The organism is Rhodospirillales bacterium, assembly GCA_016699855.1.
Lineage (GTDB): Bacteria > Pseudomonadota > Alphaproteobacteria > Reyranellales > Reyranellaceae.
This window is the reverse complement of record CP064988.1, coordinates 1446627-1465637: the sequence shown is the minus strand read 5'-3', so window position 1 is coordinate 1465637 and position 19011 is coordinate 1446627. Positions and strand designations below refer to the sequence as shown.

Below are 19011 nucleotides of genomic sequence, written 5' to 3'. Positions count from 1 at the left end.
CCTAATTAAAACGAAGACCGAACAAACCGCCGGTGTCGGTCGCGTCGGTGAGTTTGGTCTCCAGGACGTGGTCCCTGACCCTGAAGCCGGGTTTGAACCCCTCCTGGGGAAGAACGTCGGAATTCATCGTCACGATGTACTGGAAACCGGCGGCCTCGGCGCGCTCGGCGCCAAGCTGCAGGGCTTTGGCGACCTGACGCTCGTCGACGCCGTCGAACAGGTGGCTGTCGTGCAGAAGGAAGCCGGGCCCGCGGCCCTGCTTCAGGCTGATCTCGGTGAGCATCAGATCGAAGCAGAAGATCTGCATGTTGGTGATGCCCTTGCTCCGCTGCCCATCGATATGGACGTCGAACTGCGGGCCGCCGCCTGTCTCGGCGATGGTGAGGCTTCCGGCCTTCTCGTAGAGGGATTCCGACAAGGACTCGAACGTCAGGATCGCCTCGCGCAGGATGTCGTTACGCTCGTGCAGGTCGTCCCGAAGCGCCTTGGTCAGATTGGCCCGTTTAATGTCCAGTTCGGCTTTGGTGCTCTCGATACGCTCGGCGGTTTCGAGGCGCTGGCGCAAACCCTCTACCTCGGCCTCGGCGCGGCCGGCCTCCTCGCGCAGGTTCGTGTAATGCTCCAGCGCGCCGCCGGAACTCAGCACATTCATGATCTGACGACGCCGGCGATCGCGCTCGGCGGTGCGCTGGTCGCGTTCGGCGATACGCGCTTCGGCGGAAGTGATCTCGGCATTCAGGTGGGCGCGGCGGTTCTCGATGATCGAGCGATGAAACCGTTCCACCTCGTCGAAACGCCGCCGGACCATGTCCGGCAAGACGACGCCGGCTTCCGCGTAGAGCTTGGTGACATCGCCGAGATCGGGGGCACCTTCTTCACCGAGTGAGGCGCGAAGTTGTTGAAGCAAGTCACCGTCCATGACGTTGTCGACATTGTGCGCGTCAATCTCGCGGGTGATGAGGTTGGCCTCGCGTTCAAGCTCCTTGTATTCCGGCACGACCTGAAAGGAGGCCAACTGTTCGCGCAGTCTGATGGCGCGGGCTTCGGCGATGGTGAGGCGTGTGCGCAGATCGGCGGCCTTGCCGAAATAGCGGCCGAGGTCGCCGCTCTTGGCGGCCTTGCGCAATTCCTGGGCGACCTTCTCCTGCCCGCGCAGCTCCTGGAATTTGCCCGGAATGGTCCAGTCAAGGCCGAGCAGATAACAGATCGAGACCTGCTGGTCCCATGCCTGTTGCATCGTGGAATGCTGCATCGGCTGCTGGAATCCGCCGCTGAGCTGGCGGCGCGCGAAATAGGAGAACAAGGACCGGAAGGACGGCTGGAAGCGTTCGCTTTCGTCACCGGCCGAGAGCGGCAGACCGAACCAGAGCTTGCCGAGATTGGCCTTCCACTGTTCGTTCGATAGCTCGAAATGTCCGGCCGCCAGGTCGAACTGGGGTGCGATCGGCCAGTTCTCGACGGCGCCGTTGATCGTGAGCCGGCTCGGCTTGGCGCCGCTGCGGGCCGCGGAGATCGCGTCGCCGGCGACGTCTACCGACACATCGAAGGTCCATTCGGTGAGAACCTCGGACCGGAAGATGCTCTCCTTACGGACGTCGGCGCCGAACAGGAAATGCACCAGCTCCACGAAGCTGGTTTTGCCGGCGCCGTTGCGAGACTGGCGGTCGTTGGCGCCCTCGCTCTTGTCGGCCAGCAGGATGTTGAGGCCCGGCTTGAAAGCCAGAGTCTTGAAGGAAGCCAGGTCGCTGCCGAAACGGCGGATCATGACGCGACCCTCCGCACGAGGCCGCGCTCGAAGTCGAGCGCCCCGATCGTGTAGAGCAGGTCCAGTGCGAGAATGAACCATTGATAGTCGATCGGCGCATTGGGAGCATGTTGCGAGCGGCGGCCGCGCACCTCGTCCCACAGGCGGGACATGGTCATCGGTCGCTTCAGGATTTCCAGGACCTCGGCGCCGACGCCGATGAGCGCGCGGTCCGGACGGACATGCTTTGTTGGCAGGATCATGACGCCTCCACGGAGACGAGAGGATCCTCGAAGATGTCGCAACTATCGAAGAAATAGGCGAGCACGGCCAGCGCGGCGCCCTGGCGCTTGGGTTCCCCATTCATCCCGGCATAGTCCTGCAGGTGCTTGAAGATCGTATCGGCCGGAAGATCTAAGGCTTTCAACTCGGCGTAGCGCATGCGGAACGCCTCGGCGATACGCTCGCCGAGATCCGGCCGAGGGCTCTTGCGAAAGAAGGTATCGACGAGGCTCGACTTGCGCCGGCCGATCCGCAGCAGGAGCCCGGATTCTTCCGAGAGCGCGTTCTTTTCCAGCTTCTCCAACGACGGCGGGGTGAGCGGCGGATCGCCGGCGTTCGGGTCCTGACGCTGCAGCGCTTCAATGATCGGCACGAGGTCGGCCATCACAAGGCGATCGACAATGGCGATCGAAGCCGCCGGGCCGAACAGCGCCTGCAGGGCGGCCAGTTCGAGGCCCATCGCGAGCTTCAGGAGCTCCGGCTCTGACCAGGTCTGGATGGTAAGCGGCGCATGCGCCTGCCGCAGGCTATCGATATGCTGGACTGCGTTGGGCGGGAGGCCTCGGCCATCATTATGGACGAAGACCCACTCGGCCATATCGGCATTCCAATGACCGCGTGCGCCATGGAAGTCCTCATCGACCTTGGCGATCAGTTCGGCTTCTTTCATCGCGTCGGGGGCGTAGCACTGGAAGACGGACTTGGTGCTGACGCGGCGGCCGTCGCATTTTAGATCGCCGTAGGGACCATAAGGACGCACTTCTTCGAAATCGGCGCCGAAAGCATAGCCCGCGAGCCGAACGAACCAGTCTTGGAACGCCGTGCCGCGCTGGGTGTGGAAGGCCAGTCGGAAGCGATCGACATAGATGGAGTGCTGCAGCTCATCCATGGCGCTGTTTGGCTGCCCGGGTTGGCTTTGGCGCACGCACCGCCGGTGCGACGTCGCCGAGATGATGAATGCGCATGGCCGGCCGCTTCGGCAGTTTCACCATGAGTTCCAGCTTGCCGCCGACGGCCTCGACATAGCTGCGGAGTGTCGAGAGATACATATCGGCCTGCTTCTCGATCTTGGAGACCGAGGGCTGCTTGATGTTGAGCGCGGTGGCGATCTCGGCCTGTGCCTTGCCGGTAATCTGGCGCAGCTCCCGAAGGCCTTCGACTTCCTGCTTGAGGTCCTGATAGCGTGCCTCGATGTCCGCCTGGCGCTCCGGCGGCAGCTCGGAAATGATTTCGTTCAGGCTCCGTGCCATCTCACTTTTCCTTTTTTCCGGATTTCAGGCTTTCCAGATGGTCGGAAAACCGTAAGTCCGCCTTTGCGATCAGGCTTCTGTAGAAGCGCTTCTGGCTTCCGCCCGACTTGTCGCCGGCCACGAGCACGATCGCGTTTCTCTCAGGGTCGAAGGCGAAGGCTGCCCGCCATTCGCCATCGGCTGCCTCGAACCGCAACTCCTTCATATTGGCGTGTTTCGATCCCTTCAGCGTATCGACATGCGGCCGGCCAAGCTGCGGACCGAAATCGGCAAGCACCTTGGCGACCACCAGCATGGCGTCCTGAACGGTCGGCTCGAAGGCCTGAAACTCCGCTTCGAAGGCTTTGTGTAGTTTGACTTCCCACATATCGATATAGCCTATGAGCTATGTTCGGTCAATAGGAAGGGTGCGCGGTGCGGCCGGCGACGCCGTGGTCACGCGACGGCAACTTTCGGCCCAGGCGTCGAGATCATCGACCGCGTAGCGGACCCATTTCCCGAACTTGTGGAAAGCGGGTCCGCCGCCTAGCGAGCGGTAGCATTCCAGCGTGTGCGCTTCGAGGGCGAGGTAGCGGGCGGCCGCCTCGGTATCGACGAAGCGGATCGGTCCGGCGTCCTCGACGAACCTGGCCCGACGCAGGATGTCCGGCGTAGGCCAACGACGCTGCGGGTTGGCGTCCTTACGCATGGCTCGCCTCCTTGTTCTCGTCGCGCTTGGTGCCGGGAGGGACGGCGCGGTTTTCACCAGAGCGGTGACGGAACGGTCGATAGTTTCCGAGCTTGGTGCGGGAGGCATACTGGCCGTCCTCGTAGCCGAGGGGCTTGCCGGCTGCCGTCAGCACTGGCTCGATCGCCTCGACTTCAGGCGCCACCGAAGGCACGTCCACAACCGGCGCCGGCGTGGAGATCGGAGCTAGGGTCGCCGGCTGACCACCGAGCAACGCCTGTCGCCGCTGGTTCACCGCCTCCGCCGCAGCTCGCACCGGATCGTCCTCGGTGTGCACGTACTTCATGAACATGGTCACCGTCTTGTGCGCGGTGAGCGCCATGCCGACCTTCACCGGCACGCCGGAGTTGGCGATGTCGGTCGCCGAGCGGTGGCGGATGCCATGCGTTCCGATATGCGGCAGTCCGGCGCGCTCAAGAATGCGCCGCCAGCCCTGGTAATAGGTGTGCTTCGACATTGGCAGGTTGGGATCGAAGACGGACGGGCAGACGAAGGGCGATTCCTCCAGGAGCGGCGCAGTCTCGAAGAGCCGCTGCGCTTCTGCGCTCATGGGCTTGGACATGCCGCCGGTCTTGCTGTCAGGCCAGACCACCCGCCGGTTGTCGTAATCGATCCAGGACCATTCGAGCTGGAGGATCTCCGACATGCGCGCGGCGAATTCGAACTGGAGACGGATCGCCAGAATGATGAAGGGATGCTCAAGCCCCTCCGCCTCGGCGCGCGCGAGGTAGGCGAAGAGCTTCTTCATTTCGCTGTCGGTGATGAGCCGTGTCTTTCCCCGTTCCGGGTACTTCGGGACGTGGCGGCACGGGTTCGACCCGTCGGGGCGCATGCCCCAGACCTCGGCCATGTTGAACATCTTCCGCACGGCGGCGAGGACGCGGTTCGCGTTCGTCGGCTTCTTCGACATCTTCTTCATTAGGTTTGAGATGTCGGCGCGGGCGACGTCGGGCACCTTCAATTGGCCGAGCACCGGGATGATGTAGCGCCTGCCGTAACCGCGGTTCGACTCGACCGTGGATGGCTTGTTGCGGCTCTCCGAGTAGTCGGTGATGAACCGGTCAAAGAGTTCTTTGACCGTAGGCGCCTGCCGGGCGGTGGCTCGCTCGGCGCTGGGATCGATGCCGCGGCGGACTTCGGCCAACCAGTCCTGAGCGATGCCCCGAGCTTGCTCGACGGTGATCTCACCGTAGCGGCCGATAGCGGGCTTTCGGCGCTGTCCGTTATGGGCGACATAGGCGACCATGAATATCTTGCGGCCGGTCGGGGTGACCTTGACAAGGAACCCCGGTATCGTCGTATCGCGGAGTTCGTAATCGCGCTCCTGGGCGGTTGCGGCGTCGACAGCAGTCTTAGTGAGTTTGATTTTGGGCATTCCTAACCTCCGTTGAGGTTGGATTTCAGGTGCAACATAGGTGCACCTAGAAAGCCAACCGTAGCGTACGTCCGGCTAGGTATGTGTGTTCTGAGAACCGAAAAAAGCTAGTGCTGACAATCGGTTATCGGGAAAACGGATACTGCCGGATACACAAAGGATAGGGCATATCCGGTCTCTCAAAATCATCCGCCGGAAACGGCGTGCCCGTTCGAGTCGGGCCGCGGGCACCACGACCATCCCCTCTGACGCGCGGTTCCGGCCCGCCGCCGGCGCTTCCGCCGGCCGTCGGCGCGTGAAGCTTGCGTTGCCGGCGCGCGCGGTGGTCATATGGCGCCGGACAACGCCGGCGCGACCGTCCGCGCCGCGCGGGATCTGGGGGGATCGCGATGAGGAAGTTCGCCATTGTAGCCGCGGTGCTGACGCTCTTCGCGGGCGTCGCCGACGCGCAGACGCCGCGCAAGGGCGGCACGATCCGCATGACGGCGCCCTACGCCGCCAGCTTCGGCAGCCTCGACCCGCACGCCACGCCGCGCGCGCAGGACGACATCGTCGGCAAGGCGATCCACCGCACGCTGTTCAACTGGGATTCGGCCGGCGGCAAGCTGGTGCCCGAGCTGGCGCTCTCGGTCACGGCGTCGGCCGACGGGCTGACGCACACCTTCAAGCTGCGCGACGACGCCTTCTTCCACAACGGCCGCAAGATGACGGCGGACGACGTCATCTGGTCGTTCACGCGCATCATGGACGGCACCAAGGGCTTCGCCGCCGCGCGCTACGTGCGCGTCATCAAGGGCGCGGTCGACGTCGAGAAGGGCCAGGCCAAGGAGATCTCCGGCCTGCGGAAGATCGACGACTTCACGCTCGAGATGACGGTCACGGACATCGTCGACCCGGCCTACTACTTCTTCTCCGGCACCACGGCGATCCTGCCGAAGGAGGAGGTCGAGAAGGGCAATTTCGCGGCCAATCCCGTCGGCCTCGGCCCGTTCAAGTTCAAGGAGCACATCCCCGGCAGCCGCGTCGTCGCCGAGCGCTGGGAGAAATTCTACAAGCCGGGCAAGCCCTACGCCGACCGGCTCGTGGTGCAGATCATGGCCGAGGCCGCCGCGCGCGACGTCGCCTTCCGCAACAAGGAGATCGACACCTCGATCCTCGGGCCGGCGCAGTACGTCGCCTACCGGGAGGACCCGGCGCTGAAGGGCGGCATCCTCGAGGTCGCGGAGATGTTCACCCGCGCGCTCACCCTGAACCACGCCTACAAGCCGTTCTCCGACAAGCGCGTGCGCCAGGCGGTCAACCACGCCATCGACACCGACCTGATCATCAAGCGGCTGGTCAAGGACAAGGCCTACCGCGCGACGAGCTGGCTGCCGCTGTCGTCGCCGGCCTACGACAAGGCGATGAAGCCCTACGCCTTCGACCCTGAGAAGGCCAAGAAGCTGCTGGCCGAGGCGGGCTATCCCAACGGCTTCGAGTTCGAGCTGACCACCAGCCCGAACGAGAGCTGGGGCCTGCCGATCGTCGAGGCCATCATCCCGATGTTGGCGCGCGTCGGCATCAAGGTGAAGCCCAAGCTGGTCGAGGTCACGGTGCTGACCGAGATCGCGCAGAAGGGCGACCACCAGGCCTATATCGGCTCGAACCTGACCGGGCCGGACTCGCTCGCCACGCTGCGCTGCTACTACTCCAAGACGCCGCGCACGGCCTGCAACTACACCGGCTTCAACAACCCGGCCTTCGACAAGCTGCTCGACGACGCCGGCAAGACCGCCGACCAGGCCAAGCGCAACGACCTGCTGCGCCAGGCCAACGCGCTGATCCACGAGGAGGCGCCGGTGTGGTTCTTCAACTACAACAAGGCCGTGCTCGCCTACCAGCCGTGGATCCACGGCCTGCAGGCCAACCCGACCGAGATCACCCACCAGTATGTCGAGGACATCTGGGTCGACGAGAAGTCGCCGGCGAAGTGACCGGAAGCGGTCGAACGGTCCACGCGCGGACGGCGGCGTCCCCGCCGTCCGCTGCGTGACGGATCCACGATGCTCGCTGTCCTCGTCAGGCGCCTGCTCAACGTCGTGCCGACCCTCGTGGCGGTCGTCGCGCTGGTCTTCCTGCTGTTCAGCGTCCTGCCCGGCAGCTTCATCTCCGGCATGAACGAGGACGGCCGCGGCATGGTCGACCCCGCCGTGATGGAGCGCATGCGCAAGGAGATGGGGCTCGACGACCCGCTGGTCGAACGGTTCGTCAAATACGTCGGACGCACCGTGGTCGGCGATTTCGGCAACTCGTTCCGCACCCGCGAACCGGTGACCAAGCTGATCGGCGCGCGCCTGTGGCCATCGCTCAAGCTGGTCCTCGCCTCCATGCTGTTCGCCATCGTGGTCGGGGTGCCGCTGGGCTTCGTCGCCGCGCTCAAGCCCGGCAGCGCGCTCGACACCGCCTCGATGGTGGTGGCGATCTCCGGCCTGTCGCTGCCGAAGTTCTGGCTCGGACTGATGTTGATGTACCTGTTCGCCCTGCAGCTCAAGCTGCTGCCGAGCTTTGGCTACGGCGAGGGCGGCCTCGCCCACCTGACGCTGCCGGCGCTCGCGCTGGGGGTCAGCCCGATGGCGCTGCTGGCGCGCACGACCCGCGCCGCCGTGCTCGACGTGCTCAACGCCGACTTCGTGCGCACCGCGCGCAGCAAGGGCATGAGCGAGGCGCGCGTGGTGGAGTGGCACGTCATGCGCAACGCGCTGGTCCTGGTGCTGACCACGATCGGCCTGCAGTTCGGCTCGCTGATGGGCCAGGCGGTGGTCGTCGAGAAGCTCTTCTCCTGGCCCGGCCTCGGCTCGCTGCTGGTCGATTCCGTCTTCCAGCGCGACATCCCCGCCGTGCAGGGGTGCATCCTGCTGATCGTTGTGTTCTTCCTCGCCATCAACACGCTGGTCGACCTCGCCTACGTCGCGATCGACCCGCGCATCCGTTACGGGTGACGCCATGGCGGTGAGGCTGGGGGCCAACCTCAAGGTCGGCGGCGGGCTGGTCGGGCTCGCCATCGCGGTCGCCGTGCTGGCGCCGTGGATCGCGCTGACCGATCCGGTGCTCGACGCCAACCTGATGAACGCCGAGATCCCGCCGGGGCGGGAGTTCCCGTTCGGCACCGACGCGCAGGGCCGCGACATCTATTCGCGCATCGTGCACGGCGCGCGCATCTCGCTGACGGTCGGCGTGGTGTCGCAGATCGCCAACAGCGTCATCGGCGTCGCGCTCGGGCTGACCGCCGGCTACTGGGGCGGCGTCTGGGACGACGTCGTCAGCGGCGTCACCAACCTGATGCTGGCGATCCCCTCGCTGATCTTCGCGCTCGCCATCATGGCGATCCTCGGTCCCGGCCTCACCAGCCTGCTGATCGCGCTGGGCCTCACCAACTGGTCGTATTCCTGCCGCATCGCGCGCGCGCAGGTCCTGTCGTTGAAGTCGCAGGGCTACGTGCAGGCCGCCCGCATCCTCGGCTACGGCGACCTGCGCATCATGTTCACGCAGCTGCTGCCCAACATGCTCGGCCCGCTGATCGTCATCGCCACCCTGGGCATGGGCGGCGCGATCCTCGCCGAAGCGGCACTGTCCTTCCTTGGCCTCGGCATCCGCCCGCCCTTCCCGAGCTGGGGCAGCATGCTGTCGGAGGCGCGCGAGCAGATCACCACGGCGCCGTGGCTGTCGGTGTTCCCCGGCCTCGCCATCTTCTTCACCGTGCTCGGCCTCAACCTGCTGGGCGACGGGCTGCGCGACATCCTCGATCCCCAGTCCGTGGCGCGCCGCGCATGACCGCGCCGCTGCTCGAGATCTCCGGCCTGCGCATCGCCCTCGACGCCGGCGGCACGCGCCACGACGCGGTCGAGGGCGTGTCGTTCTCGATCGGCCGCGGCGAGGCGTTCGGCCTGGTGGGCGAATCGGGCTGCGGCAAGAGCATCACGGCGCTGGCGGTGATGGGTCTGCTGCGCGCGCCGCTGTCGCTGGCCGGCGGCCGCATCGCGCTCGACGGTGTCGAGATCCAGGACCTGCCGGCCGCGGAGATGCGGCGCCTGCGCGGCAAGCGCGTCGCGATGATCTTCCAGGAGCCGATGACGGCGCTCAACCCGCTGTCGCCGGTCGGCCGCCAGATCGCCGAGATGTTCGTGCTGCACGAGGGGGCGGGCTGGCGCGAGGCCGAGGCGCGCGCCGTCGAGGCGCTGCGCCAGGTGCGCGTGCCGTCGCCGGAGCGCCGCGTGAGGGACTATCCGCACCAGCTCTCCGGCGGCATGCGCCAGCGCGTCATGATCGCCATCGCGCTGGCTTGCGGGCCCGATCTGCTGATCGCCGACGAGCCGACCACGGCGCTCGACGTGACCGTGCAGGCGGAGATCGTCGACCTGATGCGCGAGCTGTGCGCCGCCAAGGGCACAGCGATCCTGATGATCAGCCACGATCTCGGCCTGGTCGCCAACATGTGCCGGCGCGTGGCGGTGATGTATGCCGGCCGGATCGTCGAGGCGCGTCCCGCCGACGAGATCTTCCAGCGGCCGCGCCATCCCTACACGCGCGGACTGGTCGCGTCGCTGCCGCTGCTCGGTGGTCGTGCCGCCCACGGCCGGCGGCGCCTGACCGAGATCGCCGGCGTCGTGCCGTCGATCGCGTCCTATCCGGACGGTTGCCGCTTCAATCCGCGCTGCGCGGTCGCCACCGACATCTGCCGGGTCGAGGATCCGCCGCCGACGCCGCTGGGCGGCGACGATCTCGTGCGCTGCCACCACCATGGCTGACATGGCCGCCGCCACCGCGCCATCGCCGCCGCCCGCCGGCGACGGCCCGTTGCTGCGGCTGGACCGCCTCGCCGTCCACTACGCCGTCGGCGGCGGGTTCGCGGGCCGCAAGCGCCTGCTGAAGGCGGTCGACGGCGTCGATCTCGAGGTGAAGCCCGGCGAGTGCCTTGGCCTGGTGGGCGAGTCGGGCTGCGGAAAATCGACCTTGGCGCTCGCCGTCATGGGGCTGGTGGCGCCGACCTCCGGCCGCGTCCTGCTCGACGGCCGGGCGCTCGGCGCCGACGGCGCGCTCGACCGGATGGCCACGGCGCGCACCGTGCAGATGGTGTTCCAGGACCCCTACGCGTCGCTCAATCCGCGCCAGACCGTGCGCCGCACGCTCGCCGATCCACTGCGCCTGCACGGCGTGCGCGACCGCGCCGAGGTCGACCACCGCGTCGCCGACATGATGGCCAAGGTCGGGCTGCGGCCGGAGCACGCCGACCGCTATCCGCACGAGTTCTCCGGCGGCCAGCGCCAGCGCATCGGCATCGCGCGGGCGCTGATCCTGCGCCCGCGCCTGGTCATCTGCGACGAGCCGGTGTCGGCGCTCGACGTCTCGATCCGCGCCCAGATCATCAACCTGCTGCTCGAGCTGAAGGACGAGCTGGGCCTCGCCTACATCATGATCAGCCACGACCTCGGCGTGGTCGAGCACATGAGCGACCGGGTCGCCGTCATGTATCTCGGCCGCATCGTCGAGACCGGCGGCTGGCGCCGCATTTTCGAGGATCCGCGCCATCCCTACACGCGCGCGCTGATCGCGGCGATCCCCGATCCGTTCAAGACCTCGACCGCCGCGTTCGAGAAGGCGCGCGGCGAGATCGCCAGCGCGCTCGATCCGCCGGCGGGATGCCATTTCCATCCGCGCTGCCCGCTGAAGCGCGACCGCTGCGTCGAAGCCGCGCCGGCGCTCGACGATCTCGGCGACGGGCATCTCGCCGCCTGCTTCTTCGCGCGGGGCGTCCCCGCGCCGGCCTGAGGACGCCGTCCATCGCCGGATCCCGCCGGAGTGGCATTCGGCTTTGCGATCCGGTCGCATTCCAGTTAAGTGGCGCGCCGATGCCATTCGACGGAAGTGACGAGCGATGGCCCTCGAGCCGGCGCGGACGATCCCGGTGCGGGCCTCGCTCGACATCGACGAGTCGCTGGCCCTCTACGCCGGCCAGCCCGGGTTCTCGGCGGACCGCCACGGCGACTGCCTGTTGGTGAGGCGCGACGACATTGAGATCCATTTCCGGCCCGCGGAGGACCGGATCCATCCCGACAACACGTCCTGCGACAGCCGTGGCGGCCAGGTGGCGGCGCTCCACGAGGAGTGCCGCCCCCGCGGCGTGCCGCGGCTGCCGTCCTTCGAGGTCCGGCCGTGGGATATGAAGGAGTTCCACATCCACGACCCCCACGGCAACCTGCTGCGCTTCGGCTGCGCGCCGCGGGGGGCGTGCTGACCTCCGCTCGCGCTTGACCCGGAGCGACGCGGCCGGTTGGATGCGCATCGTCGTTTCCGCGTCCCGCCGGAGAAGTTCGTGCATCCGCATATCCACGCCGCCAGCAATCCCGAGAAGATCGCCTACGTGATGGCGGGCAGCGGCGAGACCGTGACCTACGGGCAGCTCGAAGAGCGGTCCAACCGGATCGCCCGGATGTTCCGCGCCAACGGCTTGAAGGTCGGCGACCACCTCGCGCTGATGCTGGAGAACCACGCCCGGTTCTTCGAGATCTGCTGGGCGGCGCAGCGCGCCGGCCTGATCTACACCGCGATCAGCTCGCGGCTGACGGCGGCCGAGGCCGCCTACATCGTGGGCGACTGCGGCGCCAAGCTGTTCATCACGTCGAAATATCTGGCCGGTACGGCGGCCGAGATCGCGCCGGGGATCACGGGCGTCGGGCTGCGGCTGATGATCGACGGGACGATCCCCGGCTTCGAGTCCTTCGAGACCGTCGTGGCGCGGTATCCGGCCGAGCGGCTCGCCGACGAGACCGCCGGCAACGACATGCTCTACTCGTCGGGAACCACCGGCCGGCCGAAGGGCGTGCTGGCGCCGCTGAGCGGCGAGCCGATCGACGCGCTCAATCCGCTGCTCGACCTGACGCGGCGGCTCTACGGCATCGACGCGGACTCGATCTATCTCTCGCCGGCGCCGCTCTACCACGCGGCCCCGCTGCGCTTCAACATGACGGTCATGCGGCTAGGCGGCACCTGCGTTCTGATGGAGCATTTCGACGCCGAGGAGTATCTGCGCCTGCTCCAGAAGCACCGCGCGACGCATTCCCAGCTCGTGCCGACGATGTTCGTCCGCATGCTCAAGCTGCCCGACGAGGTGCGCGCGAAGTACGACGTCTCGAGCCTGCGCTGCGCCATCCACGCCGCGGCGCCATGCCCGGTGCCGGTGAAGGAGAAGATGATCGCGTGGTGGGGCCCGATCCTGTTCGAGTACTACGGCGGCACCGAGGGCAACGGCATCACGATGATCAATTCGCAGGAGTGGCTGGCGCACAAGGGCAGCGTCGGCAGGGCGATGATCGGCAAGCTCAAGATCTGCGGCGAGGACGGCGAGGAGGTGCCGACCGGCGAATCCGGCACCGTCTACTTCGCCGAGGGCCGTCCGTTCGCGTACCACAACGATCCGAAGAAGACGGCGGAGTCGCGCCACCCCAAGGGCTGGACCACGCTGGGCGACGTCGGCTACGTCGATTCCGAGGGCTACCTCTACCTCACCGACCGCAAGGCCTTCATGATCATCTCCGGCGGCGTGAACATCTACCCGCAAGAGGCCGAGAACGTGCTGATCAACCACCCCAAGGTGGTCGACGTCGCGGTGTTCGGGGTGCCCAACGAGGATTTCGGCGAGGAAGTGAAGGCCGTGGTGCAGCCGCGCGACATGGCCGAGGCCGGCCCGGCGCTGGCCGAGGAGCTGATCGCCTACTGCCGCGAGCATCTGTCGGCCGTGAAGAGCCCGCGCAGCGTCGATTTCGACGCCGAACTGCCGCGGCACCCCACCGGCAAGCTCTACAAGCGCGTCCTGCGCGACCGCTATTGGCAGGGCCGCGGCAGCAACATCGTGTGAAGCGGCGATTCCGCCGCGCGTCCGTTTCCGGGAGAGATCGCCATGAAAGCCGCCGTCGTTGGAGAGAAGGGCGTCGAGATTCAGGACGTGCCCAAACCCACGCCGAAACCGAACGAGGTGCTGATCCGGGTGCGCGCCGCGAGCCTGAACCGCGCCGACCTCGCGATCGCCGCCGGCACGCGGCACGGCTCGATCGGCGGCGTCGGCGCGCGGCTGGGGCTGGAATGCGCCGGCGAGGTCGAGGCGGTCGGATCGGCCGTGACCGGCATAAAGGCCGGAGACCGGGTCATGGGCTCGGCGCCGGGCGGCTACGCCGAGTACGCCGTCACCGACATCGGACGCGTCCACAAGGTGCCGGCCAACAACATGACGTGGGAGCAGGCCGCCTGCTATCCGGTGGCGCTGCAGACCATGCACAACGCCGTCGTCACCGCCGGCCGGCTGCGCGAGGGGGAGACGGTGATGATCCAGGGCGCCAGCTCGGGCGTCGGGCTGATGGCGATGCAGATCGCCAAGGTCATGGGCGCGTCCAAGGTGATGGGCACCTCGACCAACGCGGCGCGGCGCGCGCGGCTGGCGGAGTACGGCTGCGATCTGGCGCTGGATTCGAAGGACGTGGCCTGGCCGGACCAGGTCGTCGAGGCGACCGGCGGCAAGGGCGTGAACCTGATCGTCGACCAGGTGTCGGGCGGCGTGATGGACGGCAACATGAAGGCCTGCGCCATCCTCGGCCGCATCGTCAACGTCGGCCGGCTCGGCGGCATGACCGGCACCTTCAACTTCGACCTGCACGCGCTCAAGCGCATCGACTACATCGGCGTCACCTTCCGCACGCGTTCGACGGAGGAGGTGGCCGAGATCAACCGCCTGATGCGCGCCGATCTGTGGCCGGCGGTCGAGGCCGGCAGGCTGTCGCTGCCGATCGACCGCGCCTATCCGCTGGAGAAGGTGGTGGCGGCGCTCGACGCGATGCGCGCCAACGAGCACTTCGGGAAGATCGTGCTGACGATGTGACGGCGCGCGGCCGCCGCGTCGGGGGCCGGGACCGCGAGGGAGATCGTCGATGACGGTGAGGCTCTACGCCATGACCTGCGGCTGGCTCACGGGCCGCATGAAGGACATGATCGAGGGCGGCGAGGGCGAGTGCCGCCTGCCGATCCCCAGCTACCTGATCGAGCATCCGAAGGGGCTGGCGTTGTTCGACACCGGCATGCATCCGGACTGCCGCGTCGACGCCGCGGCGCGCATCGGCCGGGCGGCGCGGCTGTTCCAGTTCCACTACGGGGCGGAGGACGACGTGGCGTCGCGGCTGGCGGCGATCGACCGCGACGCCGGGCGCGTCGACTACGTCGTCAACTCGCATCTGCATTTCGACCACGCCGGCGGCAACGCCCTGGTGCCGAACGCCACGCTGGTGATCCAGAAGCGGGAGTGGGAGGCGGGGATGGATCCCGACCGCGCCGCCGCCAGCGGTTTCGACCGGCGCGACTACGATCTCGGCCATCCCGTCGTGAAGGCCGACGGCGAGCACGATCTGTTCGGCGACGGCAGCGTGGTCTGCCTGCCGACCCACGGCCACACGCCGGGGCACCAGTCGCTGCGGGTGCGGCTGGACGGCGGCGACGTCGTGCTGGCCGGCGACTCCTGCTATTTCTGCCGCACCCTGCGCGAGCGCCTTCTACCGCGCTTCGTGCACGACCGCGAGGCGATGCTCGCCTCGCTCGACCGGCTCGCGGCGCTGGAGGCGGGCGGTGCCCGCATCTTCTTCGGCCACGACGCCGAGTTCTGGAAATCCGTGCCCCAGGCGCCGACGCCGGTCGCGTTCTGAGACGCGGCCGGCGCCGCCGCTCGTCTACTGCTTCGGCGCCGCCGGGCGGCCGCCGCGGCCGGCCTGGGCCTGGCGGCACTCGCCCGGCGCCAGCTTGTCGTCCTTGTTCACGTCGCAGCGGTCGAAACGCGCGTCGACCGTGACGTTCCACTCCGCGCGGCTGATGCCGCCATCCTTGTCGGCGTCGAGCTTCTGGAACATCCGGTCGAGACGGGCGGCGCGTGCCTGCGCGGCGCCGGCCGGACGCTGCGCGTCGGTCGGCTGCGCGTTGATGCCGCCGGACTGCCCCTTCGGACCCTGGCGACGGCCGGCGGCGATCTCCTCGCGGGTGATGCGGCCGTCCTTGTTGGCGTCGAGGCGGTCGAACATCGTCTCGCGGGCGGCGCGCGCCTCCTGGCGGTCGATGAAGCCGTCCTTGTTGGTGTCGATCCGGTCGAACTGGGCGCGGCCGCGCTCGGCCTTGGCCGGTGTGGTCGTCGGCTGCTGCGCCAGGACCGGCAGCGCCGTGAAGGCGGCGGTGGCGAGCAGGGCGGCGGCGATGGCGCGGGTCGATCTCATCTCGGGTCTCCTTGCGGGGCCGCCGGCGGCTGGCCATGTCGTTGATGCTTACGCGGCGGTCGGGCGGGGCATCCCCGCGGCCTTCGCGTTTTTCCGGCCGGTCGATATAGTCGGCCGAACGGGGCGCGGGATTGGCCATATAAAGGCGAGAATATGGCTTGTGAATACAACCTAAAGAGGTATCACGATGGCCGGGTATGACTACGATCTGTTCGTGATCGGCGCCGGGTCGGGCGGCGTGCGCGCCAGCCGGATCGCCGCCGGCCACGGCGCCCGGGTCGGCATCTGCGAGGACGACCTGGTCGGCGGTACCTGCGTCATCCGCGGCTGCGTGCCCAAGAAGCTGCTGGTCTATGGCTCGCACGTGTCGGAGGAGGTCGAGGACGCCGCCGCCTATGGTTGGACCGTGCCGCATCCGGCCTTCGCCTGGACGACGCTGCGCGACAACGTCCAGAAGGAGGTCATGCGCCTCAACGGCGTCTACAAGACCCTGCTCAAGGGCGCCAACGTCGATCTGGTGGTCGGGCGCGGGCGTTTCATGGACCAGCACACCCTCGACGTCGGCGGCCGCGCCGTCACCGCCGGCAAGGTGCTGATCTCGACCGGCGCGCGGCCGTGGCGGCCGTCGATCCCCGGCGCCGAGCTGGCGATCGTGTCGGACGACGCGTTCCACCTGCCGGCGATGCCGCGGCGGATCGTCATCGTCGGCGGCGGCTACATCGCCGTCGAGTTCGCGGGCATCTTCAACGGGCTCGGCGCCGAGACGACGCTCGTGCTGCGCCGCGACCGCGTGCTGCGCGGATTCGACGAGGAATGCCGCGACGCCGTGCAGAGCGGCATGAAGGCCAAGGGCGTGCGCTTCCGCACGGACTCGGAGGTCGCGCGCATCGAGCGCGTCGACGGCGGCCTGCGCGCCACGCTCAAGGACGGCGCCACGCTCGACGCCGACGTCGTGATGTACGCCACCGGCCGCGTCCCCAACGTCGCCGGTCTCGGGCTGGAGAAGGTCGGCGTCCTGCTCGACAAGGCCGGCGCCGTCACCGTCGACGAATGGTCGCAGACCACGACGCCGGGCATCTACGCCGTCGGCGACGTCACCAACCGGATGAACCTGACGCCGGTGGCGATCATGGAGGGCCACTGCTTCGCCGACACGGTGTTCGGCGGCAGGCCGCGCAAGCCCGATCATCGCGACGTCCCCTCGGCGGTGTTCTCGCAGCCGCAGATGGCCACCGTCGGACTCACAGAGGCCGAGGCCCGCCGCGTGCATCCGGCGGTCGACGTCTACGCCTCGAGCTTCCGGCCGATGAAGCACACGCTGACCGGCCGCGACCAGAAGACCTTCATGAAGCTGGTGGTCGAGCGCGCCGGCGGCCGCGTGGTCGGCGCCCACATGGTCGGCGACGACGCCGCCGAGCTGATCCAGGGGATCGGGATCGCCGTGAAGGCCGGCGCCACCAAGGCGATGTTCGACGCCACCGTGGGCATCCATCCGACCGCCGGCGAGGAGTTCGTCACCATGCGCACCAGGCGCCCCGATCCCGAACCCACCGCCCGCGCCGCGGAGTGAGGGAGCCGCGGCGCCCGTCGCGCGCTCCGCCCGTCGCGCGCCCGGGCGCCGCGGGTGGCGCTCAGCCGCGGAAGGCGTTGGTGATCGGGTAGCGGCGGTCGCGGGAGATCGCGCGGGCCGTGATCTTGACGCCCGGCGGCGCCTGGCGCCGCTTGTACTCGGCGTTCTCGAGCATGCGCCAGACGCGGGTCACGGTGGCCGCGTCGTAGCCCTCGGCCACCAGCTCCTCGGTCGCCAGGTCGCGCTCGATCAGCCCCTCGAGGATGGCGTCGAGCAGGTCGTAGGGCGGCAGCGAGTCCTGGTCCTTCTGGTCCGGTTTGAGCTCGGCCGAGGGCGGCTTGGTGATGATGCGCTCGGGGATGACGCGGCCGGCCGGGCCCAGCGCGCCCTGCGGATGGTTCTGGTTGCGCCAGTGCGACAGCGCGAACACAGCGGTCTTGTAGACGTCCTTGAGCGCGTTGTAGCCGCCGCACATGTCGCCGTAGAGCGTCGAGTAGCCGACCGCCATCTCCGACTTGTTGCCGGTGGTCACCACCATGCCGCCGAACTTGTTGGACAGCGCCATCAGGGTCACGCCCCGGGCGCGGGCCTGGATGTTCTCCTCGGTCACGTCGGCGGCGCGGCCGGCGAACACCGGCGCCAGCATCGCGGCGAACGCCTGCATCGCCGGCTCGATCGAGATGGTGTCGTACTTGATGCGCAGCATGTCGGCGCACTGCGCGGCGTCCTCGAGGCTGTCGCGGCTGGTGTAGGGCGACGGCATCATCACCGTGCGCACGCGGTCGGGCCCCAGCGCGTCGGCGGCGACGGCGGCGGTCAGCGCCGAGTCGATGCCGCCCGACAGGCCGATGACGACGCCGGGGAAGCGGTTCTTGTTCACGTAGTCGCGCAGACCCAGCACCATCGCGTCGTACATCGACTCCAGCCGCGACTGCGCCGGCGCCACGGTCCCGGCGGCGCAATCCCAGCGGCCGTCGGCGCCGCGCGTCCAGCGCGTAGTGACGACGGCCTCGCGGAATGACGGCAGCGACAGCCGCAGCTTGCGGTCGGCGCCGATCACGAACGAACCGCCGTCGAAGATCAGCTCGTCCTGGCCGCCGACCTGGGTTGACGTAGACGAAGGGCAGGCCGCTCTCGACGACGCGCGCGACGCCGAGCTGGAGGCGGCGCTCGGTCTTGTCGACCTCGAACGGCGAGCCGTTGGGCACGAGGATGATCTCGCCGCCGGTCTCGGCGATGCACTCCACCACGTCGGGCGTCCACACGTCCTCGCAGATCGGCACGCCGATGCGCACGCCCCGGAACACCACCGGCCCGGGCATCGGGCCCGGCGCGAAGACGCGCTTCTCGTCGAACACGCCGTAGTTCGGCAGGTCGACCTTGAAGCGTTTGCCGGCGATCTCGCCCTTGTCGAGCAGCAGCACGGCGTTGTGCAGCTTGTCGGCCTCGCGCCACGGCGTCGTGACCAGCAGCGCCGGCCCGCCGTCGGCGGTGTCGGCGCGCAGCGCGTCGACGGCCTCGGCCAGCCGCCGCTGGAACGCCGGCTTCAACACGAGGTCCTCGGGCGGATAGCCCGACAGCACGAGCTCGGAGAACACCACGATGTCGGCGCCCTGGCCCGCCGCCTCGGCGCGCGCCGCCCGGATTCTGGCCAGATTGCCCGCCACGTCGCCGACGGTGGGATTCAACTGGGCGATGGCGATGTTGAGCGTGTCGGTCATGGGCGCATCGTAGGGTCGCGGGCGTCGCCGCGGAAGCCGCGGGCCGGCCCCTATACAACGCCGCG

18 protein-coding genes and 1 pseudogene are annotated in these 19011 nt (G+C 68.2%); 10 read left to right on the top strand and 9 right to left on the bottom strand.

The window, feature by feature from the left end; genetic code table 11:
* Window position 1: 1 nt before the first annotated feature.
* From IPK81_06840 to IPK81_06810, 7 genes are read right to left on the bottom strand one after another with little or no spacing between them, the layout of a single operon-like run.
* Window positions 2–1765: a DUF2326 domain-containing protein gene (locus IPK81_06840; protein QQS13914.1), complete on the bottom strand. Its 1764-nt coding sequence runs from the start codon at window positions 1763–1765 to the stop codon at window positions 2–4.
* A complete protein-coding gene (locus IPK81_06835; protein QQS13913.1) occupies window positions 1762–2007 on the bottom strand; it encodes a hypothetical protein in 246 nt (81 codons plus the stop codon). Before IPK81_06835 ends, IPK81_06840 begins: the two co-directional genes overlap by 4 nt.
* Window positions 2004–2915 (bottom strand): hypothetical protein, encoded by a 912-nt coding sequence (locus IPK81_06830; GenBank protein QQS13912.1) that lies wholly within the window; start codon window positions 2913–2915, stop codon window positions 2004–2006. The genes IPK81_06835 and IPK81_06830 overlap by 4 nt, the downstream gene beginning before the upstream one ends.
* On the bottom strand, window positions 2908–3276 hold the full coding sequence (locus IPK81_06825; protein ID QQS13911.1) for an XRE family transcriptional regulator: 369 nt from the start codon (window positions 3274–3276) through the stop codon (window positions 2908–2910). Before IPK81_06825 ends, IPK81_06830 begins: the two co-directional genes overlap by 8 nt.
* Before the next feature lies 1 nt (window position 3277).
* Window positions 3278–3643: a type II toxin-antitoxin system RelE/ParE family toxin gene (locus IPK81_06820; protein ID QQS13910.1), complete on the bottom strand. Its 366-nt coding sequence runs from the start codon at window positions 3641–3643 to the stop codon at window positions 3278–3280.
* Between the two features lie 18 nt (window positions 3644–3661).
* On the bottom strand, window positions 3662–3964 hold the full coding sequence (locus IPK81_06815; GenBank protein QQS13909.1) for a helix-turn-helix domain-containing protein: 303 nt from the start codon (window positions 3962–3964) through the stop codon (window positions 3662–3664).
* Window positions 3957–5378 (bottom strand): tyrosine-type recombinase/integrase, encoded by a 1422-nt coding sequence (locus IPK81_06810; protein QQS13908.1) that lies wholly within the window; start codon window positions 5376–5378, stop codon window positions 3957–3959. Before IPK81_06810 ends, IPK81_06815 begins: the two co-directional genes overlap by 8 nt.
* 389 nt (window positions 5379–5767) lie before the next feature.
* Here IPK81_06810 and IPK81_06805 point away from each other — a divergent pair, with 389 nt between their 5' ends.
* The 9 genes from IPK81_06805 to IPK81_06765 all read left to right on the top strand — a co-directional run bounded on the left by IPK81_06805 (window position 5768) and on the right by IPK81_06765 (window position 15097).
* Window positions 5768–7351, top strand: coding sequence for an ABC transporter substrate-binding protein (locus IPK81_06805; protein ID QQS13907.1), 1584 nt, complete (start codon window positions 5768–5770; stop codon window positions 7349–7351).
* Between the two features lie 69 nt (window positions 7352–7420).
* The gene (locus IPK81_06800) at window positions 7421–8356 is read left to right on the top strand and encodes an ABC transporter permease (protein QQS13906.1); all 936 of its coding nucleotides are present in this window, start codon (window positions 7421–7423) and stop codon (window positions 8354–8356) included.
* 10 nt (window positions 8357–8366) lie between these two features.
* Entirely contained in the window at window positions 8367–9188 is an 822-nt protein-coding gene (locus IPK81_06795; GenBank protein ID QQS14985.1) for an ABC transporter permease, read from the top strand.
* On the top strand, window positions 9185–10162 hold the full coding sequence (locus tag IPK81_06790) for an ABC transporter ATP-binding protein (GenBank protein QQS13905.1): 978 nt from the start codon (window positions 9185–9187) through the stop codon (window positions 10160–10162). Before IPK81_06795 ends, IPK81_06790 begins: the two co-directional genes overlap by 4 nt.
* A 1-nt stretch (window position 10163) precedes the next feature.
* Window positions 10164–11183: an ATP-binding cassette domain-containing protein gene (locus tag IPK81_06785; protein QQS14984.1), complete on the top strand. Its 1020-nt coding sequence runs from the start codon at window positions 10164–10166 to the stop codon at window positions 11181–11183.
* A gap of 106 nt (window positions 11184–11289) precedes the next feature.
* Window positions 11290–11649 carry a VOC family protein gene (locus IPK81_06780; GenBank protein ID QQS13904.1) on the top strand — a complete coding sequence of 120 codons (360 nt, stop codon included), beginning with the start codon at window positions 11290–11292 and terminating at the stop codon, window positions 11647–11649.
* A gap of 78 nt (window positions 11650–11727) precedes the next feature.
* Window positions 11728–13269 (top strand): AMP-binding protein, encoded by a 1542-nt coding sequence (locus IPK81_06775; GenBank protein QQS13903.1) that lies wholly within the window; start codon window positions 11728–11730, stop codon window positions 13267–13269.
* 42 nt (window positions 13270–13311) lie between these two features.
* Window positions 13312–14283 (top strand): zinc-binding dehydrogenase, encoded by a 972-nt coding sequence (locus tag IPK81_06770; GenBank protein QQS13902.1) that lies wholly within the window; start codon window positions 13312–13314, stop codon window positions 14281–14283.
* A gap of 49 nt (window positions 14284–14332) precedes the next feature.
* Window positions 14333–15097 (top strand): N-acyl homoserine lactonase family protein, encoded by a 765-nt coding sequence (locus IPK81_06765; protein ID QQS13901.1) that lies wholly within the window; start codon window positions 14333–14335, stop codon window positions 15095–15097.
* Window positions 15098–15121: 24 nt separating this feature from the next.
* Here the strand turns inward: IPK81_06765 and IPK81_06760 are convergent, their stop codons facing one another.
* Window positions 15122–15655: an EF-hand domain-containing protein gene (locus tag IPK81_06760; protein ID QQS13900.1), complete on the bottom strand. Its 534-nt coding sequence runs from the start codon at window positions 15653–15655 to the stop codon at window positions 15122–15124.
* A gap of 187 nt (window positions 15656–15842) precedes the next feature.
* On the opposite strand from IPK81_06760, the gene gor reads away from it, so the two are divergent.
* Window positions 15843–17225 carry a glutathione-disulfide reductase gene (gene gor / locus IPK81_06755; protein ID QQS13899.1) on the top strand — a complete coding sequence of 461 codons (1383 nt, stop codon included), beginning with the start codon at window positions 15843–15845 and terminating at the stop codon, window positions 17223–17225.
* 61 nt (window positions 17226–17286) lie between these two features.
* Here gor and IPK81_06750 read toward each other — a convergent pair.
* Window positions 17287–18946, bottom strand: a pseudogene (locus IPK81_06750) (NAD+ synthase).
* Window positions 18947–19011 lie beyond the last annotated feature (65 nt).